Annotated in this window: 20 protein-coding genes; 7 read left to right on the top strand and 13 right to left on the bottom strand. The window is 62.6% G+C overall.

All coding sequences use genetic code 11. The features are described from left to right. Nucleotides 1-164: 164 nt before the first annotated feature. Nucleotides 165-1,532, bottom strand: a complete 1,368-nt coding sequence (locus NYQ88_RS08485) for a flagellar hook-basal body complex protein (protein WP_275654500.1) — start codon at nt 1,530-1,532, stop codon at nt 165-167. 453 nt (nt 1,533-1,985) lie between these two features. Here NYQ88_RS08485 and NYQ88_RS08480 point away from each other — a divergent pair, with 453 nt between their 5' ends. The 4 genes from NYQ88_RS08480 (at nt 1,986) to NYQ88_RS08465 (ending at nt 6,417) form a co-directional block, all read left to right on the top strand. Continuing rightward, the gene (locus tag NYQ88_RS08480) at nt 1,986-2,852 is read left to right on the top strand and encodes an ATPase (RefSeq protein ID WP_275654499.1); all 867 of its coding nucleotides are present in this window, start codon (nt 1,986-1,988) and stop codon (nt 2,850-2,852) included. 65 nt (nt 2,853-2,917) lie between these two features. Then, on the top strand, nt 2,918-3,826 hold the full coding sequence (metA, locus tag NYQ88_RS08475; protein ID WP_275654498.1) for a homoserine O-succinyltransferase: 909 nt from the start codon (nt 2,918-2,920) through the stop codon (nt 3,824-3,826). A 126-nt stretch (nt 3,827-3,952) separates the two neighbouring features. Next, nucleotides 3,953-5,404 carry a YcjX family protein gene (locus NYQ88_RS08470; RefSeq protein WP_275654497.1) on the top strand — a complete coding sequence of 484 codons (1,452 nt, stop codon included), beginning with the start codon at nt 3,953-3,955 and terminating at the stop codon, nt 5,402-5,404. Further along, nucleotides 5,401-6,417: a TIGR01620 family protein gene (locus tag NYQ88_RS08465; RefSeq protein WP_275654496.1), complete on the top strand. Its 1,017-nt coding sequence runs from the start codon at nt 5,401-5,403 to the stop codon at nt 6,415-6,417. Before NYQ88_RS08470 ends, NYQ88_RS08465 begins: the two co-directional genes overlap by 4 nt. 47 nt (nt 6,418-6,464) lie before the next feature. Here NYQ88_RS08465 and NYQ88_RS08460 read toward each other — a convergent pair whose 3' ends face one another. Beyond that, nucleotides 6,465-6,833: a helix-turn-helix domain-containing protein gene (locus tag NYQ88_RS08460; protein WP_275654495.1), complete on the bottom strand. Its 369-nt coding sequence runs from the start codon at nt 6,831-6,833 to the stop codon at nt 6,465-6,467. A 202-nt stretch (nt 6,834-7,035) separates the two neighbouring features. Between NYQ88_RS08460 and NYQ88_RS08455 the strand changes: the two genes are divergently transcribed. Further along, complete coding sequence (locus NYQ88_RS08455) at nt 7,036-7,503, top strand: NAD(P)H-dependent oxidoreductase (protein WP_345774634.1); 468 nt, start codon at nt 7,036-7,038, stop codon at nt 7,501-7,503. A gap of 7 nt (nt 7,504-7,510) precedes the next feature. Here the strand turns inward: NYQ88_RS08455 and NYQ88_RS08450 are convergent, their stop codons facing one another. The 6 genes from NYQ88_RS08450 to cysG form a co-directional block, all read right to left on the bottom strand. Continuing rightward, nucleotides 7,511-7,831 (bottom strand): 2Fe-2S iron-sulfur cluster-binding protein, encoded by a 321-nt coding sequence (locus NYQ88_RS08450; RefSeq protein ID WP_275654494.1) that lies wholly within the window; start codon nt 7,829-7,831, stop codon nt 7,511-7,513. A 166-nt stretch (nt 7,832-7,997) separates the two neighbouring features. Beyond that, on the bottom strand, nt 7,998-9,023 hold the full coding sequence (locus NYQ88_RS08445; RefSeq protein ID WP_275654493.1) for an NAD(P)/FAD-dependent oxidoreductase: 1,026 nt from the start codon (nt 9,021-9,023) through the stop codon (nt 7,998-8,000). Nucleotides 9,024-9,171: 148 nt separating this feature from the next. Next, complete coding sequence (locus NYQ88_RS08440) at nt 9,172-10,446, bottom strand: phosphoadenylyl-sulfate reductase (protein ID WP_275654492.1); 1,275 nt, start codon at nt 10,444-10,446, stop codon at nt 9,172-9,174. Between the two features lie 170 nt (nt 10,447-10,616). Then, nucleotides 10,617-12,275: a nitrite/sulfite reductase gene (locus NYQ88_RS08435; RefSeq protein ID WP_275654491.1), complete on the bottom strand. Its 1,659-nt coding sequence runs from the start codon at nt 12,273-12,275 to the stop codon at nt 10,617-10,619. Continuing rightward, nucleotides 12,262-12,585, bottom strand: a complete 324-nt coding sequence (locus NYQ88_RS08430) for a DUF2849 domain-containing protein (protein ID WP_275654490.1) — start codon at nt 12,583-12,585, stop codon at nt 12,262-12,264. Before NYQ88_RS08430 ends, NYQ88_RS08435 begins: the two co-directional genes overlap by 14 nt. A 5-nt stretch (nt 12,586-12,590) precedes the next feature. Next, nucleotides 12,591-13,961, bottom strand: a complete 1,371-nt coding sequence (cysG, locus tag NYQ88_RS08425) for a siroheme synthase CysG (RefSeq protein ID WP_275654489.1) — start codon at nt 13,959-13,961, stop codon at nt 12,591-12,593. Between the two features lie 242 nt (nt 13,962-14,203). Here cysG and NYQ88_RS08420 point away from each other — a divergent pair, with 242 nt between their 5' ends. Then, nucleotides 14,204-14,653, top strand: coding sequence for a hypothetical protein (locus NYQ88_RS08420; protein WP_275654488.1), 450 nt, complete (start codon nt 14,204-14,206; stop codon nt 14,651-14,653). Here NYQ88_RS08420 and NYQ88_RS08415 read toward each other — a convergent pair. The 4 genes from NYQ88_RS08415 to NYQ88_RS08400 form a co-directional block, all read right to left on the bottom strand. Continuing rightward, nucleotides 14,650-14,970, bottom strand: a complete 321-nt coding sequence (locus NYQ88_RS08415) for a 2Fe-2S iron-sulfur cluster-binding protein (protein ID WP_275654487.1) — start codon at nt 14,968-14,970, stop codon at nt 14,650-14,652. The two genes, NYQ88_RS08420 and NYQ88_RS08415, sit on opposite strands and share 4 nt — an antisense overlap. Before the next feature lie 48 nt (nt 14,971-15,018). Continuing rightward, on the bottom strand, nt 15,019-16,191 hold the full coding sequence (locus tag NYQ88_RS08410; protein WP_275654486.1) for an SAM-dependent methyltransferase: 1,173 nt from the start codon (nt 16,189-16,191) through the stop codon (nt 15,019-15,021). Continuing rightward, nucleotides 16,188-17,792 carry a peptide chain release factor 3 gene (locus tag NYQ88_RS08405; RefSeq protein ID WP_275654485.1) on the bottom strand — a complete coding sequence of 535 codons (1,605 nt, stop codon included), beginning with the start codon at nt 17,790-17,792 and terminating at the stop codon, nt 16,188-16,190. The genes NYQ88_RS08410 and NYQ88_RS08405 overlap by 4 nt, the downstream gene beginning before the upstream one ends. A 117-nt stretch (nt 17,793-17,909) precedes the next feature. Continuing rightward, nucleotides 17,910-18,305 carry an Hpt domain-containing protein gene (locus NYQ88_RS08400; RefSeq protein ID WP_275654484.1) on the bottom strand — a complete coding sequence of 132 codons (396 nt, stop codon included), beginning with the start codon at nt 18,303-18,305 and terminating at the stop codon, nt 17,910-17,912. A gap of 357 nt (nt 18,306-18,662) precedes the next feature. Here NYQ88_RS08400 and NYQ88_RS08395 point away from each other — a divergent pair, with 357 nt between their 5' ends. Next, a complete protein-coding gene (locus tag NYQ88_RS08395; RefSeq protein WP_275654483.1) occupies nt 18,663-25,160 on the top strand; it encodes a hypothetical protein in 6,498 nt (2,165 codons plus the stop codon). Between the two features lie 145 nt (nt 25,161-25,305). On the opposite strand, the gene NYQ88_RS08390 is transcribed toward NYQ88_RS08395, so the two are convergent. Next, entirely contained in the window at nt 25,306-26,676 is a 1,371-nt protein-coding gene (locus NYQ88_RS08390) for an IS1182 family transposase (RefSeq protein WP_275652564.1), read from the bottom strand. Nucleotides 26,677-26,679 lie beyond the last annotated feature (3 nt).

Here is a 26,679-nt window from a genome sequence, read left to right as displayed (position 1 = left end):
CGGCAGAAACGAGGAAAATTGGAAACGATGAGTCCCGACGCACGCGCCGGGACCGGGAAGAAAAAGGAAATGCCGCATCTCTCCCCGCCCAGGCGAGGCATTAACCGGTCAGACAGCCCGAATGGCCGGTAGGAAGTGATGCGACATTCCAAAGTCATGCGACCTCAGCGGATCATGCTGAGTGCTTCACGAAGCATTTCATCGGCCGCCGTCACGATCTTGGTATTGGCCGAATAGGCCTGCTGGGTGACGATCAGTTTGGTGAATTCTTCGGAAATGTCTGTATTGGAGGCCTCGGTGGAGGAGCCGACGATGCCCTGCCCGGACTGGTCGATGATCGGCTCGCCGGATTCGGTGGACGCGGTATAGGCACCGCCGTCTCCACGCCGAAGTGCATTGGCATTGGAGAAGCTGGCAGTGACGATCTGGGAAACTTCGCGGGTCTCGCCATTGGTATAGGAGGCGACGACGCGACCATCGTCAGAAATCCCCACCGAGATAAATTCACCGGCGCCGTAACCGTCCTGCTTGAGGGTGGTCGTCGTCGCCATGCCGGAATTGTCGGCAAACTGCGTCATACCCTTGAGGCCATGATCGAACAAAACCGCCCCTAGCGCCGTATTATTAACACTGATGTTATGTGTTAGCGAGGTTCCCACGGGGACGGGTGCACCACCAGCAGCAGAAGTAACGGTGGTCAACTCACCCTGATCATATGCATAAATTGCCAGCTTAGTCCACGCCGCCGGAGCTGCAGGGGCACTATCGGAAGCATAATATAGCTCCCACTTCTCTGCTCCAGCAGTATTATCTGTTTTCGCCCAACGCATCTGAACATTAACAGGTTCGCCGGTCGCGGTATAAAGCGTCAGCCCACCGCCTGAGATAGATTGCCCCGTAAATGCCGCACTTTCAGTACCGCCAGCAATAAAATCCGGACCAACACCCGCAGTTGGAGCATCCGCGAAGCTCGCAGGCTTCAGAAGCGCGGTCGCAGGATCACTGCCATCATAGTCTGAAGTTTTAGGGACTTTTGGCAAATTGAGCTGATAATTTATCTTTTTTGAAGCACTAGCCTTCAGGAACGAATTATCGATCTGAATGGGCTTGGCCACCGATCCAGTCACAACACCATTTTCCATATCGAGGCCCGTCAGGCGATAGCCGGCGCCGTTGACGAGAAAACCATTGCGGTCGATGTCAAAATCACCGCGACGGGTATAGAAGGTGCCTGGGCTGCCATCCGCCTTTTCGGTGACGAAAAAGCCATTGCCATTGAGAGCCATATAGGTCTGGGTGTCGGCGTTCTGGATGTCGCCGCGCAGCGTGTTCATCGAGCGCGAGAAGGCCGACACAGCCCCGGCTACCTGCTGCTTGACCGGCGCATCCGCCAAGAGATCCACGAAGCTGGTATCAATCCGCTTGTAACCGATGGTCTGCGAGTTGGCGATATTGCCGGAAATGTTCTCCATGGCGTGCGACTGCGCCTTGAGACCCGACACCGCACTTTGAAGAGCGCCAAAAATACCCATCTATAACTCCAGTTCCCCAAATTCGAGGCAAACGCCTGTTTGGCCCCTGCAATGCAAGCACAGTGCCAACTCGTTAACCAACTGAATTAACTATGTTTTTGATAGAGCGGAGGGCGGCAAGGACCAGGCAACCCGGCAAGTTTGGGGCGACAACATGGCAAAAACTGCCGTCTGAGTTTGGAGTGATCCGGTAAGAAATCTTTCCACATTCCCGGCGTTCGTGGAGACAAACCCCTCACCCGTCTCGGCCTGTGGCCGATCCACCCTCTCCCTCAAGGGGAGAGGGTGGCACCGCGCGTGCAACAAGCTCGCAGTTCCCTTCTCCCCTTGAGGGAGAAGGTGCCCGAAGGGCGGATGAGGGGTCTACGATTTTCTGTGCCAAGCTCTTGTGGCTCGCGCTTGTGCCGCCATCACGATTGTTCTAAACGCAGCGGGAACCACGAAAAGCCTGTCATGCTGTTTGAAAATCCCGACGAGTTCATCAATGCTCCACGCCGCGCCGTGACCGTTTTCGGCATGGCGGGGGTCGGCAAAACGCGCCTGTCCAATCTGCTGCGGAAGAACCGCTGGTTCCACTACTCGGTGGACTACCGCATCGGCACGCGGCACATGGGCGAGTTCATCGTCGACAACTTCAAGGCCGAGGCCATGAAGGTACCGTTCCTGGCGGAATTGCTGCGCTCGGACTCGATCTACCTGTCGTCCAACATCACCTTCGACAATCTCGACCCGCTCTCGACCTATCTGGGCACGCCGGGCAATCCCAAGCTGGGCGGACTGCCGCTGGCCGAATATCAGCGCCGCCAGGAGCAGCATCGCGTGGCCGAAATTTCGGCCCTGCTGGATGTGCCGCACTTCATCGACCGGGCCGAGCAGCTCTATGGCTACAGCGATTTCATCGCCGACACGGGCGGGTCACTGATCGAGGTCATCGACCACACCGATCCGGAAGATCCGGTGGTCAAGGCCCTGACCGGCAACACTCTGCTGCTCTATATTCGCGGCACGGACAAGGACGCCTCCGAGCTGGTTCGGCGCTTCAAGCAGAGCCCCAAGCCGATGTACTACCGGCCGGAGTTTCTTGTCGAGAAATGGGCCGAGTTCAAGCAGATCGAAGGCGTATCGGAAGACGACGACGTCGACCCTGCAAAGTTCGGGGCCTGGGGCTTTGAGGCCCTCCTCCACGATCGCCTTCCGCGCTACCAGGCCCTCGCCGACAATTTTGGCTACACGATCGAAGCCTCTGACCTTGCAACCGTGCGTGACGGCGACGAGTTCACCGATCTGGTGGCATCGGCCATCGAGAAGCGAATGCGTTAGCGCGCCCCCAAGGGGACGCGCCTGTTCGCTATTCGGTTGTTTCGTTGCCCGCTTGTGAGGCCAACATGCCTATTCGTATTCCCGACAATCTGCCTGCCCGGAAAACCCTCGAAGAAGAGGGCGTCAACGTCATGGATTCCAGCCGCGCTTCGCGGCAGGATATTCGTCCGCTCGAAATCGGCCTGCTCAATCTGATGCCGAACAAGGAGCGGACCGAGACGCAGTTTTCACGGCTGATCGGCGCCACTCCGCTGCAGGTCAATCTCAGCCTCGTGCGGATCACGGATCACCAGTCCAAGCACACTTCGGAAGAGTATCTCAACACCTTCTACCAGACCTGGGAAGAGGTGCGGGAACGCAAGTTTGACGGCTTTATCGTCACCGGCGCGCCCATTGCGCATATCCCGTTTGAGGAAGTGCGCTACTGGCCCGAAATGCTCGAGATCATGGAGTGGACGCGCACCAATGTGCACCACACCATGTTCATCTGCTGGGGCGCGCAGGCGGCGCTGCATCATTTTCATGGTGTCCGCCGCCACCGCATGGACGAGAAGGCTTTCGGGGTCTATCGCCACCGCATCGTCAATCCGCGCTCGCCTTTCCTGCGCGGCATGTCGGATGGCCCGATGATCCCGGTGTCGCGCTATAACGACATCGATCGCAACAGCGTCGGCGACGACCTTGAAGTGCTGGTTGATGGCGATATCGGCCTTTGCATGCTCGGCGACCGTGTCGGCAAGGCGGTCTACTTCCTCAACCACCTCGAATATGACAACCGCTCGCTGGCCGACGAATATGATCGTGACGTCGCAGCCGGGCTGAACCCGAAGCTGCCGCTCAATCTCTACCCGGGCGATGATCCGTCGGCCGTGCCGGAAAACCGCTGGCGCAGCCATGGGCATCTGTTGTTCCAGAACTGGATCAACGAAATCTACCAGACAACGCCCTACAATCTCAGCGAGATCGGGCAGTAACCAGAAGGGGCCGCATCAGCGGCCCTTTTTCCGTTTTGCTCATCGCAACACGATCTCCGGCCGCGCCCGGCCTCTTTGCAAACGACACCTTACTCCCTACCTTGTGAGTGAACCGGGAAAATAGCCTTGCCACAGCCGCCGACCAAGCTCACCGACGAACTGGGCATCGCCCTTTCCAATTTCGCCGATAACGCGACCGGCATGCTTACCCCGACCCTGCGGCTGGGGGTGACAGGGCTGAGCCGGGCGGGCAAGACCATTTTCATTACCGCGCTGGTGCATAATCTGCTCACCCAGGGTCGGCTGCCGGGCTTTGCGCCGCTGGCCGAGGGGCGGTTCATTGGCGCGCGGCTGGCCGAATATCCCGACGCCACCATTCCTCGTTTTGCTTATGAGCAGCACCTCGCCACCCTGACTGGCGATCCGCCGACCTGGCCCGAGGGCACCAAGCGCATCTCGCAATTGCGGCTGGTGCTGAAATTCCAGTCGGCAAAATGGTGGTCCGGCATGCGTGGGCCGGCCACGCTCAATCTCGATATTGTCGACTATCCCGGTGAGTGGCTGCTGGATTTGCCGCTGCTCGGCCTCTCCTTTGCCGAATGGAGCAAGGACGCGCTGACCCGCGCCAATCTGCCCAGCCACCTGGCCGAAGCCTCGGATTTCCTGGGCGAACTCGACAAGACCGATGTGAAGGGCCAGGCCACCGACATTCTTGCCGAGCATCTGGCCGGTGCGTTCACCACCTACCTCCGCCGCAGCCGCGAACACGGCGCGCTCGAAACCCTGCCGCCGGGTCGGTTCCTGCTGCCGGGAGACCTCGAGGGCTCGCCGGCGCTGACCTTCGCGCCCCTGCCGCTGCCGGCTGGGGACATTCCGCGCAACAGCCTCTATCGCATGCTGGAACAGCGCTACGAGGCCTATAAGGACAGGATTGTCCGCCCGTTCTTCCGGGATCATTTTGCACGGCTGGATCGGCAGGTGGTGTTGGTCGATACACTGCGGGCGCTCAATGCCGGGCCCGGCGCAGTGAGCGATCTTGAAACGGCGCTGACCGCCGTGCTCGCCTGTTTCCGCCAAGGCGAGGCCAATCCGCTGCTGCGACCGTTTACGCGCCGGATCGACCGCATTCTCTTTGCCGCTACCAAGGCCGATCATGTGCATCACACCAGCCACGACAAGCTCGAGGCCATTCTCAACCGGCTGGTGTCGAACGCCACCAAGCGCGCCCGCTTTGCCGGGACCGAGACCAAATCCATAGCCATGGCGGGCATTCGCGCCACCAGCGAGGGGACGATCCGAGAGGGCGGGGAAACGCTTCCGACCCTCATTGGAACGCCGATTGCCGGCGAGGAGCTCGACGGGACCGTTTACGACGGCAAGACCGAAATCGCCTTGTTCCCCGGTGACTTGCCGGCAAAGCCGGATTCATTGTTCGAGGATGGCAGCCCGGTCGAACTGAACTTTTTGCGGTTCACGCCGCCGCAAAGGCTTGAGCGCAATGCGGCTGGCGACCCCGTTCTGCCCCATATCCGGCTGGATCGGGCAATCGACTATCTCATCGGAGACTGGATGGCATGAAGCGGCCCGTCGCCCATACGATCACGCCCGGAACGGAAGCGGCCGAGGCCATCCGCGCGCCGCGCGCCTTTACGCCGGACCGAGCCGAGATCGTCGAGACCGCCTTTGAGCCTGAGCCCGACCCGGAGCTGATTACCCCGCCGCCGCGGCGCATGAGCTGGATCGGACGGGTGGCCTGGACGACGGGGGGCATATTGGTGTCGGCCGGTCTTGGCCTCGCGGCAGATCGGCTGATCCGTGACCTCTTTGCCAGCAATGAATATCTCGGCTGGATCGGCCTTGGCATTCTCGGCGCCTTTGTGGTGGCGATCCTCGCGCTGGTGTCCCGCGAATATCTGGCGCTGCGCCGCCTGCGGGTGTTGGACAGCCTCAAGGCCGACGCATCCCGCGCGACCGCCGAGAATGACCGCAAGCGCGCTGGCGCTGTCGTCGACCATCTTCTCTCGGTCTATGCCGGCCGACCGGACCTAGCGCGTGCCCGCGAAGAGGTGAGTGCCCACCTGCCGAATCTCTTTGACGGCGCGGAAGTGATCACCCTGGCCGAACGGCAGCTGATGGCTAATCTCGATGCGCGATCCAAATCGCTGACGGCAGCCTCGGCGCGGCGAGTGGCGCTGGTGACGGCAGTGTCTCCGCGTGCGCTGATCGACATCGCCTTCGTGATTTATGAAAGTATTCGTCTGGCCGGCTCGATTGCAGCCCTCTACGGGGCCCGTCCGGGGCTGTTTGGCTTCTTGAGGCTCACCGGAGCGGTCCTGTCGCATCTGGCCGTTACAGGTGGTCTGGTGCTGACGGACGGGATCGTCGAACAGCTGGTGGGCCAGGGCCTTGCGGCAAAGCTTTCGGCACGGCTGGGTGAAGGCGTGGTCAATGGGCTGATGACCGTACGCGTCGGCATCGCCGCCATGCGTGTCGTTCGCCCCCTGCCCTTTGAGACCCTGCCCCAGCCCATGGTGCGGGATTTCATTCCCGAGCTGGTGAAGGTGACCCAGGACGCTGGCAAGGGCGCCTAGTCGATCATAACGCCGGGCAATACGCACGGCGCGGATTGGCGCACAGATCAGTCGTTGTCGCTCAGATAGCGCTGCCGGGCTTCCCGCATGCTCGCGCTGTTCTCGACTGCCCACTTCCCCAAAAGATGAACGGGTCCTTGCAGATCGCGGCCAAGCGCGGTCAGTTCATAGTCGACGCGCGGTGGGATGGAGGGAGTGACTGTCCGCGTCACAAACCCATCCATTTCGAGGTCGCGCAGCGTGGCCGTCAGCATTTTCTGGCTGATGCCGCCGGAGCGCCGCTTGATCTCGGAAAAGCGCATGGGCCCATCGCTCAGCAGGGTGATGACCTTGACTGTCCACTTGCTGCCAACTTTGCTGAGGAGGTCGGTAACCTGATGGCACTCGTGCTCCCCATAGCTGTTACCTGGTATCATTCTCGTGCCTCCGGTATCGAAAAAGTGCCGTCTTGCGGCCCTTTGCACAGTAACTGATATAGCTTCAGTTACTAACAGATACCACGGTGCAAACATGAAAAATATCGCAGTTCTCGTCGGCAGCCTCAGCGCCACTTCGATCAACCGGACACTGGCCAGGGCGCTCGAAAAACTCGCCGCCGGTCGAATGGAATTCGACTAACTGCCACTGGGCGACCTGCCGTTCTACAATCATGATCTCTGGCAGGATCCGCCGGCAGCGGTGCTTGACCTCAAACGTCGTGTCGACGCGTCAGACGCGGTCCTGATCGTGATGCCCGAGATCAACCGCTCTTTTCCCGCCCTGATCAAGAACGCGCTCGATTGGGCCTCGGTGCCGTTCGGACAGAACTCATGGTCAGAAAAGCCGCTGGCGCTCGCAGGAGCTTCGCCCGGCGCCGCCGGAACGTCGAATGGCCAAGGGCATCTGCGCACCACGCTTCCCCTGTTCGGCTTTGTGGTCATGGGGCAGCCGGAGGTCTACTTCCACTTCAAGGAAGGGGCGATCGACCACAATCATGACATTTCGGACGAAGCCAGCCGGATGTTCCTGCTCAATTTCATCGAACAGTTCGACGCCTGGATCGACCGGCACGGCAACAGGAGTGCCGTCATGCTGGCGGCGGAATGACAGCCGATCAGTCCTTCGCAGCACTCGGGGCAAGGGTGAGCTTGAGGCCGTCGAGGGCGTCCGAGCAGAGGATCTGGCAGGAGAGGCGCGAGTTGGGCTTCACGTCGCCAACGCTGTCGAGCATGTCTTCTTCTTCATCGCTCGGCGCGCCGACGGCATCGAGCCAGTCGCTGTCGACATAGCAATGGCAGGTGGCGCAGCTCAAAGCGCCACCGCACTCGGCCTTGATGTTGAGGCCCCAGTCCCGAATGACCTCCATCACGCGCCAGCCTTCAAGCCCTTCGAGCTCGTGCAATTCGCCTGACTGGTCGGTAACGATGATCTTCATGGGTCGCTCCTCAACAGCGGGGATGGGGATAGCCAGATATCGCCCGGACGGCAAGGCTCTCGTCGATCGTCACCACCTGGCTCGTCCCGGTGGCCCATGCTCGGAGGGATGTATTGCCCGGACGTGCCGGGCAATAACGACGGCGTCAGGAGCGCAGGGCCCCAGCTCAAGCCACGCCGAGCTTTTTCTGCAGCTTGGTCGAGCTGGTGGTGTACTGGAAGACCACGCGCTCACCGGGCGAGATGATCTTCTTGGCGGCCTGGGCCATCAGCGCGGCCTCATGGAAGCCGGAGAGGATCAGCTTGAGCTTGCCGGGGTAGTAGTTGATGTCGCCGATGGCGAAAATGCCGGGCACCGAGGTTTCGAACTTTTCGGTGTCGACGACGATGGTGTTGTCGTTGAGCTCAAGGCCCCAATCAGCAACCGGGCCCAGCTTCATGGTGAGGCCGAAGAAGGGCAAGAGGCGCGTCGCGGGAATGGAGAGATCGCCAGCCTCGGTGGTGAGGTGCACGTGGTCGATCTGGCCATCCTTGCCGTCAAGCTTGGCGATCTGGCCGAGCTGGAAGTTGACCTTACCTTCGGCCACCAACTCCTTCATCTTGTTCACCGAAGCCGGGGCCGCCTTGAAGGCGTCGCGGCGGTGGACGAGCGTCAGCGTGCGCACGATCGGCTGAAGGTTCAGCGTCCAGTCGAGGGCGGAATCGCCGCCACCAACAATGACGACGTCCTGACCACGGAAATCCTCGATCTTGCGGACAGCGTAGAACACCGACTTGTTCTCGAACTGCTCTATGTCGGCGACCGGAGGACGCTTGGGCTGGAAGGAGCCACCGCCGGCGGCGATCACGACGACCTTGGCGTAGAAGATTTCGTCGGCATCGGTCTCAAGACGGAACGAGCCGTCTTCGAGCTTCTCGATAGTGTTGACCATGCGAGAATAGTGGAATTCGGGCGCAAAGGGCGCGATCTGCGCCATCAGATTGTCCGTCAGCTGCTGGCCGGTGACGACCGGAAAGCCGGGAATGTCATAGATCGGCTTTTCCGGATAGAGCTCGGCGCACTGGCCGCCCGCGCGGTCCAAAATATCGATGAAGTGACATTTGATATCGAGCAACCCGAGTTCGAAGGCAGCAAAAAGCCCGCAAGGGCCTGCGCCAATGACAACGACATCGGTGGTGATCTCAGTGCTCATCTTTTCAAAGTCCATTGATCCCCGGGCCCATAAGGCCCCGGATTGGTCCCATCGGGGCGGTCTGCCCCGTCTGCTCTGAATGGGAACCGCCGCTGTCACCAGCGGCCCCGGCTTGCGCCCTAACGGCGACTAATCGGCTCCACTTAACTCACGACACGCGACGAAGGAAGGGGCGCGTGCCCAGTGGAATCTCGGTTACCCCGACAGGCTGATAGAATACTGCCATTTCGGGCAAGCGGTTTTCGATCAGGGCCTGGCGGCTCGGCTCGTGGGAAACGACCAGCGCATTGAAGCCACAGCGCCACATATGCGGAATCTGATCCTGAAGGACATCGCCTACGGCCCTGATTTCTCCGGCATATTTCAGGCGTTCGGCAAGGAGACGCGCGGTTGAATAGCCGCGACCATCGGTGAAGGACGGAAACTGGATGGCCACGGACGAAAAGCGGGCGAGATCGTCGGCGACTGCCTCGATGCCTTCGCCCGGCGCGACAACAAGCCCCAGCGGATGCGGATTGGCCAGGAATTCAGCCCGGTTAGCCTGGAAGACAGCCGGCGGCACGTGGACATAGCGCGCCTCGGACGGGTTATCACCCTCCTCCCAGGCCTTGAACGGGTCGGCGATGAAGGCGCCGTCCTTCCACAGCGTATGGCGGTTTGCGGCTTTCATCGGATTGGCGATTGCCCCACTGAAATCATAATGGATGCCGCATTCCTTCTTATTGAGCCCCCGCCAGCGTCCAGCGCGCGGATCCTCGCCTTCCGCGACGATCGAGGTGCAGGGCGCGCAGCCGATGGATTTGTAGCCTTTGGCATAGAGCGGATGCTCGGGCAGATTGTGTTTCTGGCGATATTCGACGACGTCCGCATCGGTGAAATAGGCCAGCGGATTGACCTTGATCCGGTCATCCGTGGTCAGCTCGAAATGCGGCAGCACGCCGCGCTCCCTGGTCTGGTAGCGCTTGCGCCCGGTCACCCAACCACCAAACTGTTCGGTGACCGGCTCGAGCGGCTCGGTCTTGCGGATATGGCAGCAGCTGTCGGGGTCCGTTTCCCAGAGATCGCCGTTGGGGTCGAAGCGCTGGATATCAGCCGGATCGGGATGAATGGCGCGGACATTGATGAGGCCGAACTGCTTTTTCAGCGTCTCGACATAGTCCAGCGTCTCGGCGAAGTGTTTTCCGGTTTCGAGGAAATAGACCGGCATGGACGGATCGACCTGGGCGACCATGTGCAGCAGCACAGCGGAGTCGGCGCCAAAAGACGACACGATGGCGAGATCGCCGGGGATGACTTCGCTGACCGCATAACGCAGCACGCCAACAGCATCCATTTCATCGAACATGCCATTGAGCGCGAGGATGCCGAGAGCGCGGAGCTTGTCATTGGCAACTGGCAAGGGGGCGAGTTTAGGCATTGCCATGGGACACTCCTTCTTTCCTTCTCCCCTTGAGGGAGAAGGTGCCCCGAAGGGGCGGATGAGGGCTTTTCGCGCTTGCAGCGGGCGTCGAGGCTGGGAAAAGAGCCCCCTCACCCGTCTCGCGCTGCGCGCGATCCACCCTCTCCCTCGAGGGGAGAGGGGAAGACGAGAAGTCAGCTCGCGCCATACAACGCCTCCTTGAACGGGGCTTCCCCGAGGCGGCGGTAGGTGGCGAGGAAGGTTTCCTCCGCTCCCTGGCGCTGGGCTATGTAGAAATCGACGAGCTTTTCGATCGCTGCCGGTACGCGTTCGGCCTCGAAGCCCGGGCCGATGATCTTGCCCACGGCGGCGTTCTCGGTGGCGTCGCCGCCAAGCGTGATCTGGTAGAGCTCGCCACCCTTTTTCTCGACGCCGAGAATGCCGATGTGGCCGACGTGATGGTGGCCGCAGGCATTGATGCAGCCCGAAATCTTGATCTTGAGATCGCCGATTTCCTTCTGCCGTTCGGGCGCGGCAAAGGCCTTGGAGATTTCCTGCGCGATCGGGATCGAGCGAGCATTGGCCAGGGCGCAGAAGTCGAGGCCCGGGCAGCAGATCATGTCGGTGATGAGATTGTTGTTACCTTCGGCCAGACCATTGGCAACGAGCACGTCATAGACCGTCCGCAGATCGGCGATGGCGACATGGGGCAGGACGAGGTTCTGCTCGTGGGTGACGCGCAGCTCATCGTAGGAATATTTCGCCGCGAGATCGGCCACCACGTCCATCTGGACGTCAGTGGCGTCGCCCGGTGCGCCGCCGATTGGCTTCAACGAAACCGTAACCGACGCGTAACCAGCCACGAGGTGCGGATGGAGATTATTGTCGAGCCAGCGGCCATAGGCCGGATCGATGATCGACTGATAGGCGACGTCGATCTTGTCGCCCGAGCGGTCGGCGAAATCGGGGGGCGCGAAATAGGCGGTGATCCGGTCGAGTTCTTCCTGCGGCAGGGTCAGCACGCCGCCGCGCACTTCGGCGAACTCGGCTTCCACCTGTCCCTTGATGCTTTCCAGACCCTCTTCGTGGACGAGGATCTTGATGCGCGCCTTGTACTTGTTATCCCGGCGGCCGTAGCGGTTGTAGACCCGCATGATGCTCTCGAGATAGGCGAGCAGATGCTCATTGGGCACGAAGGCATTGATCAGCTTGGCGATCATCGGCGTCCGGCCAAGGCCGCCGCCAACCCAGACTTCCCAGCCGATCTCGCCGGCCCCGTTCACAGCGGCCTGGAGGCCGATATCATGGAAGCGAATGGCGGCGCGGTCATTGGGCGAGCCGGTGATGGCGATCTTGAACTTGCGCGGGAGGTAGGAGAATTCCGGGTGAAGGCTCGACCATTGGCGGAGGATTTCCGCGATTGGACGGGGATCGATGATCTCGTCGGCGGCAGCACCGGCGAACTGATCCGTCGTGACATTGCGGATGCAATTGCCCGAGGTCTGGATGGCGTGCATCTCGACCGAGGCCAGCTCCTCGAGGATTGACGGAATATCCTTCAGCTTCGGCCAGTTGAACTGGATGTTCTGGCGCGTGGTGAAATGGCCATAGCCGCGGTCATAGGTGCGCGCGATATGGGCCAGCTTGTGCATCTGGCGCGAGTTCATCGTGCCATAGGGCACGGCGATGCGCAGCATATAGGCGTGCAGCTGCAGGTAGAGCCCATTCATCAGCCGCAGCGGCCGGAACTGGTCCTCGCTGAGTTCGCCCGAAAGGCGGCGCTTTACCTGATCGGCAAACTGCGCGGTGCGCCCCATGACAAAGGCCGCGTCGAATTCGTCATATCGATACATGACCGTCCTGATCCAGATGCTGGCGGTCGTAAGCCTGCCCGTTGAGAGTGAGAGGCGCGGTGGGACCCGCAGCCCGGATGCGTTCGCGCAGGCGGCGGGGCACGATCACCCCGTCGACCTGGTCGATTTCTTCGATTTCGACGCCGACGATGCGGCCCGTCGCCTTGCTGGCGGCGATGGCGGCGTCTCGCCCCTCGACATCGTCCTTGCCGAAAAGTCGGGATGCCTGCAGGTCTTCGCCCCAGACGCCATCGGCGCGCAGATAGACTGCCGCGCCCGAGATCAATTCATTGCCGGTGAGGATTTCCATATAGATTACGCTACCTTGAAACTGTTCTGGGCGGCGGCCGCTGTTGCGGACCAGTCGCCCGAGGCAATGGCGCGACCAATCAGGATCACGGCAGGCCCATCGGGAAAATCGGCGACACCCTGCGCCACAGCGCCGAGCGTTCCGGAATAATTGCAGCTGTCGGCGCGGCCGGCATTGACCACGATGCCAATGGGCAGATCGGCCTTCGCACCATGAGCGAGCAGACGGCCGGCCGTTTCGGCTGCGATCGACTTGCCCATATAGAGCGCCAGCGTCAGGCCTGACTGTGCCAGCGCTGCCCAATGGGCGAGCTCGCCATCGTCAGCGCCATGGGCCGTTGCAATGACAAAGCCGCTCGAGACTTTTCGCAGCGTCACCGGCGTGGCGGTGTCGGCAGCCGCTGCAAGCGCCGCGCTGACGCCCGGCACGATCTCATAGGCTAAGCCTGCCTTGCGCAGCGCGGCGATCTCTTCACCGGCCCGCCCAAAAATCATCGGGTCGCCGGACTTGAGCCGCGCCAACTTCTTGCCCTCGCCGGCGAGGCGCACGAGGAGCATGTTGATCTGCGCCTGGGTGAAGGAGTGATGACCCTTGGATTTGCCGACAGAGATCTGCTCGGCGTCGCGACGGCCCATCTCAACGACGGCTGCGGGAACAAGTTGGTCGTGAACGATAACATCGGCCTGCTGCAGCAGGCGCTGGGCGCGCAGGGTGAGCAGATCTTCCGAGCCGGGACCGGCACCGATGAGCCAGACGACGCCCGCGCCCCTGCCCCCGGCGGCGTGGTCAGCCAGAAGCTGCTCGGCGGCATCGTTGCCTGTGCCGGCTGCAGCGGCGCGCTCAATGGCGGGCGAGGTGACGAGGTCCTCGTAGAAGCGACGACGGGCAGCACCGTCCTGAATCAGGCTCTCAACCTTGTGGCGTAACCCACCGGCGAGACTCGCGATTTTGCCAATGCCGGGCGACAGCAGGGCTTCGATCTGCGCACGCACCAGCCGCGCCAGCACCGGGCCATCACCTTCTGTGGAAATGGCGATGGTCAGCGGCGCACGCTCGACGATGGAGGGCGTGTAGAAATCGCACTCGGCGGGCACGTCGACGACATTGAGCGGAATGCCGAGACGCCGCGCTTCGGCCTTGGCCAATTCTGCGTCGGCGCCCTCTTCGGCAACGAACACAAGCGCCGCGCCAGCAATGTCAGCGGCGGTGATGGCGCGCTGATGAAGATTGACCGGAAAGGCCGAAAAGTCAGCCGAGAAGTGTTGGGAGTAAATCTCTATCGAAGCAGTAGTCTTAGAAACCAGCCGGGCTTTGTTGAGGGCCTCATCGTCTCCGCCGACGATGATGATGCGCTTGCCCTTTACCTTGAAACTCAACGGAAATGTGTTGAGACTGCCCATAATGACCCTGTTTGAGAGATGGGCGAAAATAGTCCGATCGCACTCCCCGTCACAAGACCTTGAAATTCAATAGCTTTTATATTTCCCTCGAACAGTCTTCCGTAGAATGGGGCGTGCGGGTTTTTGCCGGGCCCGCCAAAAGAATCTTTCGGCGCCGCTGGGATAGAATATTTTCCCGATAGCTTGATGAGGTCGGAACCAATGGAGGGGGACCGGTGATGGCCGGAGTGGTCAAACGCATGCTGATTGCGGGGCTCGCCACCATGGCAGGCGCGACGACCAGTTTCGCGCTCACGCCGATGCCGCGCCCGCAAGCGGCCGACGATATTCAAGCGGGCGTGCCGGAGCCTTTTGTGGGGCTTTGGTCGATGACCCTGCCAACCATGGAGATGGGAACGCCCGACGCCGATCTTGCCACGTGCGACCAGCCGGTGCGGATCGAGGCTGCCGGAGACGAGCACATCTTCTATCTCGGCCCAAATGACAGCGAGGCCGACGCGGCCATCGAACTCTCGCGGCGCGACAATGGCACATATTGGGCGCCCATTGCCGGTGGGCCGACCTACTTCACCCTCTGGATCGATGAGGGCATGTTCTATCTCTACGATGCCATGCCCCAGACCGAAGCGGACTGGGGCCGGCCATTTGTCTATCGCCGCTGCGATTAGCCCTGGCGGGTCGGCACGTGTACGACGAGGCCATCGAGGTTTTCGCGCACCTTGATCTGGCAGGAGAGACGGCTCTCATTGCGCACGTCGAAGGCGAAATCGAGCATATCCTCTTCCATCGAGGAGGGGCCACCAACGGTCTCGCGCCAGGCGTCATCGACATAGACGTGGCAGGTCGCGCAGGTGCAGGCGCCGCCGCATTCGGCGACAATGCCGGGAACGGCATTCATGATGGCGGTTTCCATCACGGTCGCGCCATTTTCGGCTTCCGTTTCAATGCGCTCGCCAGTGGCGGTTACAAAAGTGATTTTGGTCATGGTTCCCAGGATTTTCTGTTCCCAAGCCATATAGGGGCTCGGAGCGGCTCAGGAAAGGTCGAGCAGGCGTTCGAGATAATGCTGTCTTATACCGAACATGGCCTTCACTTCGGCAATGCGTGACAGTGTCGCTTCGCGCGACGGCGCCTTGCCCTTCTGAGCCACGATGAGATTGTTCTTCGGCGTATGGGCGTCGGAGACGAACTCGAACACTTTCGTGCGGTAGCCACTGGCCTCGAGCAGAAGCGAACGCAGCCCGTCGGTCACCATCTCGGACTGCTTTTCGAGGAAGGTGCCGTGGCGCAGCAGGAAGTCGAGACGCGCGTCGCTCGTTCCGGCTTCGATCTCGCGGCGGATCTGCTTGTGGCAGCAGGGCGCAACGGCGATGAGATCGGCCCCTGCCCTGATGCCCTGGAAGATCGCATCGTCGGTGGCCGTGTCGCAGGCGTGGAGCGCGATGACGGCATCGGCGCCGCTGGCATCATAGTCGAGAATGGTGCCGGCTTCGAACCGGAGGCCGTCAAAGCCGGACGCCTTGGCATTGGCATTGCCGTCGCTGGCCAGCTGCGGCCGGAGCTCGACGCCGATGATCTCGGCCGACTTGCCGTTGCTGGAAAGATAGTCGTAGAGCGCGAAATCGAGATAGCCCTTGCCCGCGCCCATGTCGAGAATACGCGGGTTGGCGGATTTCAGCCCTTGAATCAAAGGCGCAAAAATCTCGACCATCTTGTTGATCTGGCGGAACTTGTCCTGCGCGTCGGCGCGCACGGCACCGTCCTTGCCGGTGATGCCGAGGGCATGCAGCCAGGGCTTGTTGGTTTCGGTCAGCGGCCGGTTCTTCGTGCGGTCATGGCTGGCAGGAGCCGCTTCCCGGCCCGTCACCGCCCGGCGCTTGAAGTAGACCTTGTCGCCCTGCTGCTCGAACTTGATATCGAAGGCTGTCGTCTCAAGCTGCGCGCTGCGCCAGATCGTCCCGAGGCCTTCGGCAAGGAAGGCACGCGCCTCCTCAATCGAGAGGTTCTTGGTGATATCGCGCGTCTTGTACCGGAAGACAAAGCTCAGGCGTTCGCCGGCCTTGATCGCCACTTTTCGCGCCTCAAAAGACTTGAGCTCGGCTTCCGGACCCGCGTAGCCGCCGCATTTGAGTTTCAGCAGAGAGCCGTCCGCAAAACTTGCGGAGACGGCCTCGATGAACTCGCCGATGCGGTCGGGGGCGCTCAATGCCGTTCCTTGGTGGTGAGGAAACGGATCTTGGGCCAGTCCTGCTTGGCGCGATCGGCCCACCAGGCATTCTGGGCCAGAAACACCGGCGCGCCCGAACGATCTTCGGCCATGTTGACCTTTTGGGCGGCGATGAAGCGATTGAGTTCCGCATCGTCATCGCTCTCGACCCAGCGCGCCACTTCGAACCCGAGGGGCTCGAAAGTGATTGGCACGCCATATTCCTTGCCCACGCGGCTGGCGAGCACTTCCAGCTGCAGCTGCCCGACGACGCCGACGATCCAGTCCGCGCCGACCATGCGGCGGAACACCTGGGTGACGCCCTCTTCCGAGAGGTCAGTGAGGGCCTTGGACATCTGCTTGGTCTTCATGTGATCGGTCAGGCGCACGCGGCGGATGATTTCCGGCGCAAAGTTCGGGATGCCCGTCACATTGATGATTGGGCCTTCCGTCAGCGTGTCGCCGACCGAAAGCGTGCCGTGATTGGGGATACCGACAATGTCGCCGGCCACAGCCTCCTCGGCCAGCTCACGGTTATTGCCGAAGAAGAACATCGGGTTGGAAACGGCCATGTCCTTGCCGGAGCGGACGTTCTTGAGCCGCATGCCGCGTTCGAACGTGCCGGAACAGAGGCGAACAAAGGCGATGCGGTCACGGTGGTTGGCGTCCATGTTCGCCTGCACCTTGAACACGAAGCCCGTCACTTTCTTGTCGCTCGGGTCAATCGGCGCCGGGATGGCCGGCTGCGGCCGCGGCTCGGGGCCCCATTCGCCCAGCGTGCGGAGCAGCTCGGCAACGGAAATGCCGCGGAGGGCCGAACCGAACAGCACCGGGCTCAAATGGCCCGCGTGGAAGGTTTCGAGATCAAAAGAGGGGAGCATGGCCTGGGCCATTTCCAGCGTTTCGAGCGCGGTCATGAACACGGCATTGTCGGCAAGGGCCGGCACGTCCAGAAGATCTTCGAGCTGCTCGAACTCGGCGATCGGCTTGCCCTGCGGATTCACCACGCGCTTTTCGAGAAGGTCGATATAGCCGAAGAAATCAACGCCCATGCCGATCGGCCAGAGCACCGGGGTCAGGTCCAGCGCCAGCTTGCCCTGGATTTCGTCGATGAGATCGAGCGGGGCGATACCCTCGCGGTCCACCTTGTTGATGAAGGTGATGATCGGGATGTCGCGCAGGCGACAGACTTCGAACAGCTTCTGCGTCTGGGCTTCGATGCCCTTGGCGGCGTCGATCACCATGATGGCCGCGTCGACTGCGGTCAGCGTGCGATAGGTGTCCTCGGAGAAGTCCGAGTGGCCCGGGGTGTCGAGCAGGTTGAGCGTCAGCCCATCGTAGTCGAAGGTCATCACCGAGGAGGTGATGGAGATGCCGCGCTGCTGCTCCATTTCCATCCAGTCCGAACGGGTGGAGCGCTGTCCGGCCTTGCCGCGCACGGCACCAGCCAACTGGATCGCGCCGGCAGCGGCCAGCAGGCGTTCGGTCAGCGTGGTCTTGCCGGCGTCAGGATGCGAAATGATCGCGAAGGTGCGACGGGTGCGGAAAGGCTCAAGAGCGGCGCGAGGCGTGGCCTCGGCAACGGAATGCGATAGGGACATGGAAGCGACCGGGCCTCGTGGGCGCCAGACTTGAGGCCGGCGCGAACGACTAAACTTTGCGCGCTCTATAAAAGAAGCCGCAAGCGCGGTCAAACACCGCCATCGTGAACGCGCACCCTACTCTGGCTGTCCGGCCAGCAGTCGGGCGATGAAACCGCGCACGTCTTCGACAGCAAGCCCAAGGTCATCAATCTGTTCGACCGAGAGGTCCTGCCCGGCGCGATGGTCGCTTTCGAGCGCTGCGGCCATCTCCGAGATTGCCCAGGCGCCCACGCCCGAGGCGGCCCCTTTGATGGCGTGAAGGTTCATGGCGACCTCTTCCGGCGTTGTAGCGTCCTGCAGCCGGCCATAATAGGTGGCGATGGTGGTGTCGAAGAGCTGCAGGATTTCGAGTTCGAGCGCCTCGTCGCCGAGACATTGCTTGGCCAAGTGGATGAGATCGATCGGCCGCAGCCTGCGCTTACGGCTTTGTGGCGTTTCCTCTGGCTGTGCAGCAGCAGTGTTTCGCGCCATCCTCGGCCTCCTCGCCAGTGCGACTACTCAGGGCCTGCGGAGCCCTTTGCGGCACTCAGCCTAGATCGCAGCGATGAACAGCCTGTTAAGCCACATCTTCGCCTTTGTTTGCCGTTCATCTCCCGCCCGTTTCCACGCGAAAATTAACCTTTCGCTAGGAAAAAGTTCGGTTTGCATCAAATTGAATGTAATAGTGAACGATGAACCAGCGCGCGGCGGCGAAGGTTCGGAACGGTGCGGGGCATTTGCATCGAATTGTTCCGGTTTGACCACGGGCTCCGAAAGGGGGCCGGGGTTAAAGACTGCTCCTTAAGTCCGCCTTGTCGCTGTAGTGCCGACGCGAGAGTTGTAGAGAGTATGGCCAAGAACCCGACGCCCCAGAACGATCCTGCCGCGCTGGCGTTTTCAGCAGTGGAAGACGCCCTCAAGGAATCGGTGTTCAGCCTCGATCCCGCTAACCGACCGGCTGAGCGCAAGCCCAGCGAGCCGAACAAGTCAGAACGGCTGCGGACAGCCGACAAGATTGCCCAGCAGGCCGGCGCTGTCGCCAATGACGATCGCGCCTCGACCTCGCGTCTCCTCTATGGCCTGCAGAACCGGTCGTCGGCCACGCCGACCTGGCTCGCCATTGTACTCTCTGTTCTCTGGGTCACCGCTGGCGTGACCGTTGCCGTGCTGCGCTACGGTCCGGAAATGGCCAATTTCGGACAGTTCGCCGGCACGATCGAATTCATCGCCATCCTCGCTATCATCGTCCTGCCGGTGCTCGGCTTCTTTGCTGTCGCGACGCTCATTCGTCGCGCCCAGGATCTGCGCAACGCCGCCTCCTCCATCACCCAGGCCGCCATTCGCCTGGCCGAACCCGAAGTAACCGCCGCCGACAAGGTCGCTTCCGTGGGGCAGGCTGTGCGCCGCGAAGTCAATGCCCTCGGTGACGGGCTCGAACGCGCCCTCACCCGCGCCGGCGAACTCGAAGTGATGATCCACAATGAGGTCACCGCTCTCGAGCGCACCTATTCGGACAATGAATCGCGCATGCGCGCGCTCATCGCCGAGCTCGCCAGCCAGCGCGAAAGCGTCCTCACCAATACCGAGCGCGTGCGCGAAGCAATCACCGAGAGCCACACCGGCCTTGTGTTTGACCTCGACATGATCAGCCAGCGCATCGCCGGCACGATCGTTGAAAGCGGCGGCAATCTGACCCGCGCGCTGGAGTCGACCGGCAATGTGCTCAACACCACCTTCTCCGAGCGCTCGACAGATTTCGCCCAGCTGGTCGATCATCGCACCACCGATTTCCTCTCGGCGCTGGATGACAGCGCCTCGCGAGTTGCTCGCACGCTCGAAGACCAGTCCAACTCCCTGAGCGTCAACATCGAATCCCGCTCCGCCGAAATGGCGGCAGTGGTCGAAGGCCATATCCAGACGCTCATCGAAGCTCTCGACAGCCGCACCAGCTCCATCGGTGGTACGCTCGAAGCCCACACGGCTTCGTTCACCACGGCCTATGAAGACCAGACCGATACCCTGGCAAACCTGCTGGCCGTCGGCGGCACCAAGCTCGTCGACCAGCTGCGTGAGCGCGGCGAACTCGTGAGCGCTGCCCTCGAGCAGCTTGGCCAGCGCGTTGCCGGCGACATCTCCGGTCGCTCGAGCGAAGCCGAAGCCCTGCTCACGGCCCTCCAGCGCCAGCTCGACGAATCCGTTTCGATCCAGCTCAACGCCATGGAGAGCCGCCTCCAGTCTGCGCTGATCGAGATCAATGGCGCTCTCGACGACACCTCCGAGCGCGCCCGCATCACCCTCTCCTCGGCAGGCCAGGAATCGCTGGGCAGCTTCGACGCGCGCCTGACCGAAATCACCGGCGCGCTCGACGACCGTCTGCATGCCCTCGACAGCGTCATCGGCGACAAGGGCGACCGCCTGCTCTCGCGCCTCGACGAACACGGCAGCAGCTTTGCCACCCGCGCCAATGTGCTGGAAATGGCACTCGACAAGGAGTCGGGTCGTTTCAACGATGTGCTCACGGAGCGCACGCGCGAAATGAACGAGGCCATCGGCGCCAAGACTCAGGCGATTGCCGCAAGCCTGATCAGCAGCGCCCAGGAAATCTCGAGCACGCTCGACACCTATACTGCTGCTCTGGGCGAGACGATCGACAGCCGCACCGGCCGCATCGACTCTATCCTCACCACCCGCACCAGCGACATTGCCGAGGCGATCTCGTCCGGTGCCGAAGCGCTCGAAACAACCCTCAGCGGCCGCGGCCGCGAGATGAGCGACGCTATCCGCCAGCAAGCCGAACAGCTGGGCGAGACGCTCAACATCAGCACCCAGGGCTTCGAGCAGGCCATCACCAGCCGCACCCGCGACCTCGCCGATACGCTGTCCGAGCGCTCCAACGCATTGTCGCTGGAACTCGAGACCCGCACTGGCGCCCTCACCAGCCAGCTCGACGAGCGCACCAGCCTCCTGACCACGCGTCTGGATCAGCGCACCGACGAACTGACCAGCGGCCTTGATATCCGCACCGAGGCACTCGCCAGCGCCCTCGACATTCGCACCGACGCCCTCAGCCACACGCTGGACGAGCGCACCACTGCCCTCACAACGGCTCTCGACGACAAGACCGGCGTGCTCACTGAAGCACTCGACGAGCGCAGCGCCGCTCTCACCACCGGCATTGCCGAGCGCGCCCAGGCCCTGACCAGCGGCATCGCCGAGCAGGCACACGCCCTAACCAGCGGCATCGACGCCCGCACTGGCGCCCTGACCTCGGGCATCACGCTGCGCGCAAATGCCCTTCACTCGATGATCGAAGAGAAGGCCGAGGCGCTGACATCGGGTCTCGACCAGCGCACCGCCGCCCTCACCGCCGGCCTCGAAGAGCGCGCAGCCCTTCTTGAAGAACGCGCCGCGGCTTTCACCACGGGCCTCGACGAACAGACTGCAGCCCTCACCACAGGCCTCGATGAGCGCACCGCCGCCCTCACAGCCGGTCTTGATGAGCGCACCACTGCCCTCACCACCGGCCTTGATGAGCGCACCTCGGCCCTGACATCGGGCCTCTACGCCCGCACCGCGGCCTTCAACGCCGGCCTCGACCAGCGCGCGACGGCGCTCACCAGCGGCCTCGACGAACGCGCAACTGCACTCACCACCAATCTCGATGAGCGCGCCAGCGCCCTCACCGCCGGCATCGATGCGCGCACTGCCGCTCTGAGTGCCGACCTTGATGAGCGCACCAATGCGCTCAACGCGGGTCTTGACGACCGCACCCTCGCGCTGCGCGCCGGCCTCGACATGCGCAGTGCCGCCATCAAGGCCAGCATCGACGAGCGCACGACCGCTCTCAACGTCGGTCTCGATGAACGCGCTGCCGCGTTGACCGCCGGCATCGATGAGCGCACCTACGCGCTGACGACCGGCCTTGACGAGCGCACTTCGGCACTCACCGAAGGTCTCGACGCCCGCACGGTCGCCCTGACGACCGGCATTGACGAGCGCACCAATGCGCTGACCTCGGGTCTCGATGCCCGCGCCGACATTTTCTCGGCCAGCCTCGACGTGCGCACCCAGGCGCTCGGCAACACCATCGACGCCCGCGTCGATCGCCTTGCTGAAGAACTGGACAGCCGTGCCCTCGCGCTCGGCGCCAAGCTTGAAGAAGGCCGTAGCCGCCTGACCAGCGCAATCGACTACCGCGCCACCCAGATCGTGGAAGACGTCAGCGCCCGCACGACGCTGATGACCGAAGCGCTCGATGCCCATGCGCAGGAGCTGAACACCAATCTGGCCACCCGCACGGCCGAGCTCGACTCGACCCTGGGCAGCCATTCGGCCGATATCACTGCGACCCTCGACAGCCGCACCGCAGCCCTCAACAGCGCCCTCGAAAACCGCGCCAATGAGTTCGCGGAAGCGATCGACAGCCGGACCCAGGAACTGGCCACCACGGTCGGCACCCGCACGCACCAGCTGAGTGCTGCCCTCGCCGGCCGCACCCAGGCTCTCTCCGATACGCTGACCAACCACACCAACTCGATGGGCGAGACGATCGGTCTGCACACCGCCGAGATGGCGCAGACACTGGAGCAGCACAGCGCTGCCGCCCGCGAAGCTATCGATGCATCGCTGCGCACCGCTACCGAGACCATGGCCACGCGTCTCGATGACATGTCCTCGACCGTGTCGAGCCGTGTCGGCGAGATCAGTGGCGCACTCACCGCCGGCGTCGAAACCGCCCTCGCCCGCGTGGACGAGAGCGAACGCAATGTGACGAGCCGCATGGACGCGGCCAGCGTCAACTTCCAGGACAATGTCCGCAAGGCCACCGAGATCGTCGAAACCGGCGTCAATGCCGCGCGCCAGTCCATGATCGACCTCGTCGACCAGCGCCTGGGCACCCTGCCCGAGGCCATCACTGCCCGCGCCGACATTACGGCCGAACGCCTGGCGTCGCTCAACTCCTCGATCAACACCTCGATCACCCAGTCCATGGCTGACCTCGAAGCTGGCGCCGACCGCATCGAGGAAACCATCGCGACCCGCATCACCGCAGCGACCCACACCATTGCGGCCGATGTCGAGAACACCGCGACCCGCATGGATATCGCCGTGCGCTCGGCCCTCGACCAGTTCCGCATGGCGGCGCACAACATCGACGAGATCGTCACGGTCAAGGCCGTCGACAGCGTCACCTCGATCGAAGAGCGCCTGGGCGAAATCAACCGCTCGGTGTCCAACCACACCGCAGCCTTCGCCGCCCTCGTCAACGAACGCTCGGCCGAGCTGCAGAATGCGCTGCGCGGTCACGGCAACATCCTGCGCGACGCTCTCTCCGACAATGCTCGGGAAGCCGAAGAACTCATGTCGGTGTCGACCTCGCGCATTCTCGGCGATGTCACCACGGCGCTCAGCAAGCTCAACGATTCCAACATGCTGCTGCAGCATGTGCTGGATGCGTCGACCACCAACCTCGCCACGCTCGAAACCAGCATCGCCCAGCAGACCGCCAGCTACGCCGGCACCATGCGCGAAGCCATGGGCCAGACCGAAGAGGCCGGCGTTCTCGTTGGCCAGCATGTCGGCGCCCTGCAGCAGACCATCCGCGCCATGGTCGACGAGTTTGCGTCCATCCTCGGCCGCCTCGACGTCGAAGTGGTGAGCATGAACCAGGCGTCCCGCGCCCTCGAATCCACCAGCGGCACGGCCCTCGAAACCCTCGAGGAACGCCGTGGCGCCATGGAAGCCCTTGCCGAGAGCTTCGCCAGCAAGGCCGACGATATCGACGGCCGCATGCGCATGTTCGCCCAGTCGATCTCCGACACCGTTCAGGAAACCGAACGTCGTCTCATCGGGGCTCGCCGCGCCATGGACGAAGCTCTGCAGGCCACGAGCTTCCAGGTCACCGATACGCTGGGCCAGAGCACCCAGGCCATCACCCAGGCGCTCGAAACGGCAACCACCAACGTCAATGACGCGCTCTTCTCCACCAATGAGCGCTTCACTCAGACCCTGGACGCCAACGCGGCTCAGGTCGACACCGCCGTCCAGCGCGCTGCTGAAGCTGCCGCCGCAGCCCTCAGCCAGACCTCGACCTCGGTCCGTTCGGCCCTCGCCGGCCAGACCAACCAGGTCAATGCCGCTCTTGAAGAGAACGCCAACAAGGTCAGCGACCTTCTGGCGTCGACCGCCGGCACCGTTACCGATGTGCTCACCTCGACCACCAGCACGCTGGCTGACACAATCGCTGACACGACCCAGTCCGTTCGTGGCGCCATCGCCTCGAACACCGGGCAGCTGCGTCAGGCCGTCGACCAGTCGACCGATGTCGTGCGTAAGGCACTCGACGAAACCACCGAGCAGGTCACCGGCCGCCTCGGCGATTTCCGCGAAACCGCCGATGGCGAGAGCCGCCGGACCAGTGCTGCCCTGCAGGAGGCGCAGCGCCGCCTGATCGCAGAAACGCAGCAGGCCATCGAAGACGCCACACAGCGCTTTGCCGAGACCGCCCGCGCCATGCGCGAAACGGCTCGCGAAGTTGGTGGCGAACTCGAAGCGACCCGCGCCGAACTGGCACGTGGCGTCAACGAACTGCCAGAAGAGACTCGCGCCAGCGCTGCTGCCATGCGCCGTGTCGTTGCCGAGCAGATCGAAGCGCTTTCCGAGCTCAACGCGATCGTCCGCGGCCAGCCCGCAACGCACGATGTCACCGATCGCCGCGCCGCTTCGCGTGCTCCGATCCGCCAGCCCGATCCGGCTCCGGCCCCGCGCCAGCCAGAACCCGCGCAGGTCGCCCAGACCCTGGTCGACCCGATCCGCGCTCGCCCGGCCGAACCGGCAGCAGCTCCCGCACCGGTCCAGGCCCCTGCCCCGGCACCGGCGCCCGCACCGGCTGCACAGCAGGCGGCTTCTGCAGCCCGCACCGAAGCTCCGGCTCAGGCCGGCGACAATGGTGGCTGGCTGCGTGACGTGCTCCGCAACGCATCGGCTAAGCAGGCCAGCGCACAGGCACCGCAAGGCCTTTCGACCCTGACCGAGGAAATCGCCCGCGCCATTGATGACGCTGCGCTGTCCGAAGCCTGGGCCCGCTATCAGGCCGGTGAGTCCAATGTCTTCTCGCGCCGCATCTACACGCTGACCGGCCAGGGCACTTATGACGAAGTGCGCAAGCGCCTGCAGCGCGACGCGGACTTCATGCGCACCGCCCAGGCCTATATGGGCGACTTCGAGCAGCTGCTGAAGCGTGCAGCCGCCGGCCCGCGCCCTGCTGCAGAGACCCGCGAGTACCTGCTCTCGGATCGCGGCAAGGTCTACACCACCCTCGCCCACGCGAGCGGCCGCCTCAACTGAGCGGACCCAATGAAATGAAAAAGCCCCGGTTCAGACCGGGGCTCAGACCACTGACAAACCCCGTCATTTTTGGGCGGGGTTTTGTTTTGTGCTGGGTTTGCCGGCTTAAGCGCCTGGTAGATTTGGCGCGCACAAGGCTCCCGCCTCATGCGAGGCTTGGTTTGGGGGCTTTGGTTAGCGCGAGGGCGATTTTCTTGATGTTTTGGGCGGCGGCGGCCAGGAGGCACTGGTAGGCGACGCGTGTCAGACTTCGGAACCTTGCATAGCGGTGTCCGTGAAGCTGTTTGGCGTCGGCAAAGGAGCGCTCGACCGTCTCCTTGCGGCGCTTGTAGATCGCCTTGCCCCAAGGCGTCAGCCGATGCCGATCGGTGCGCTCGCGTGCGTCGGCCCAGACATGGCGGGTGATCGTACGGGTTGCGGCAGCGTTGGAGGTGCAGGAAGCAAGCAATGGGCAATCGCAGCAGATCTTTGGATCCGAACGATAGTGGCGATAGCCGTTGCGATCTGTGGTGGCATAGGCAAGCAACTGGCCCTGCGGGCAGACATAGCCGTCTTGCGCGCTGTCATAGGCAAACTTTGATTTGCGCATCATGCCAGGGCGCGGCGGTGTGGGGTTGCGATAACCGGTGACACCCAGAATTCCGCGCGCCTCCAGCCCGTTGGCGATGCCCGACGTGGCATAGCCGGCATCAAGCCCGACGGCCTGAACGTCGAAGTCGAAACGCTGGCGCTGCCGATCCAGCCGGTCGAGATAGACGATCGAGTCATGCACATTGGCGGGCGTCACATGCGTGTCGGTGATGATCGCATGGCGACCATCGACGGTACGATGATCGAGATAGAAGAACCCCTTCGGCTTGCCCTCGCGCACCATGTAGCCGGCGTCCGGGTCGGTGCGCGAGACCTTGGTTTCCTTGACCTGCGGTTCACGCTCCTTGTCCTTCAAGGGCTTTTGGCCATGCAGCGCCCGCTCTGCCTCGATCGCCCGGTCGAGATCGGCCCAATAGTCCGAGCGCGACTTTTCGATCATCTGCAGATCATATTTGCCCTTGTTGGCATTGGCCTTCAGATGGGTCGAATCCGTATAAAGCACCGAACCATCCACCAGTCCGTGGCGGATCGCCTGCTCGACGATGTGATCAAAGATGTCCTGCGCCACATCCGTGTCGTTGAAGCGTCGGCGCCGGTTCTGCGACAGGGTCGAGGCGTCAAACACCCGATCCGTCAGCTTCATGCGCAAGAACCAGCGATAGGCGACATTGACCTCGATCTCGCGCACCAGCTGGCGCTCGGAGCGCACGCCAAACAGGTAGCCGATGAAGAGCGCCTTGAACATCAAGGTCGGATCAAGCGCGGGCCGGCCATTGTCGGCGCAATAGAGCCCCGCGACGCGATCATGAATAAACGAAAAGTCGATCACCGCGTCGATCTTGCGCAGCAAATGATCCTTCGGCACCAGACCATCGAGCGTCACCATCTCGAGGGCAGTCTGTTCAGGGCTGGGTTTCTTCAACATGCC

The sequence above is a fragment of the Devosia sp. SD17-2 genome (assembly GCF_029201565.1).
In the GTDB taxonomy this organism is placed as follows: Bacteria; Pseudomonadota; Alphaproteobacteria; order Rhizobiales; family Devosiaceae; genus Devosia.
This window is presented reverse-complemented; position numbering and strand designations above follow the sequence as displayed.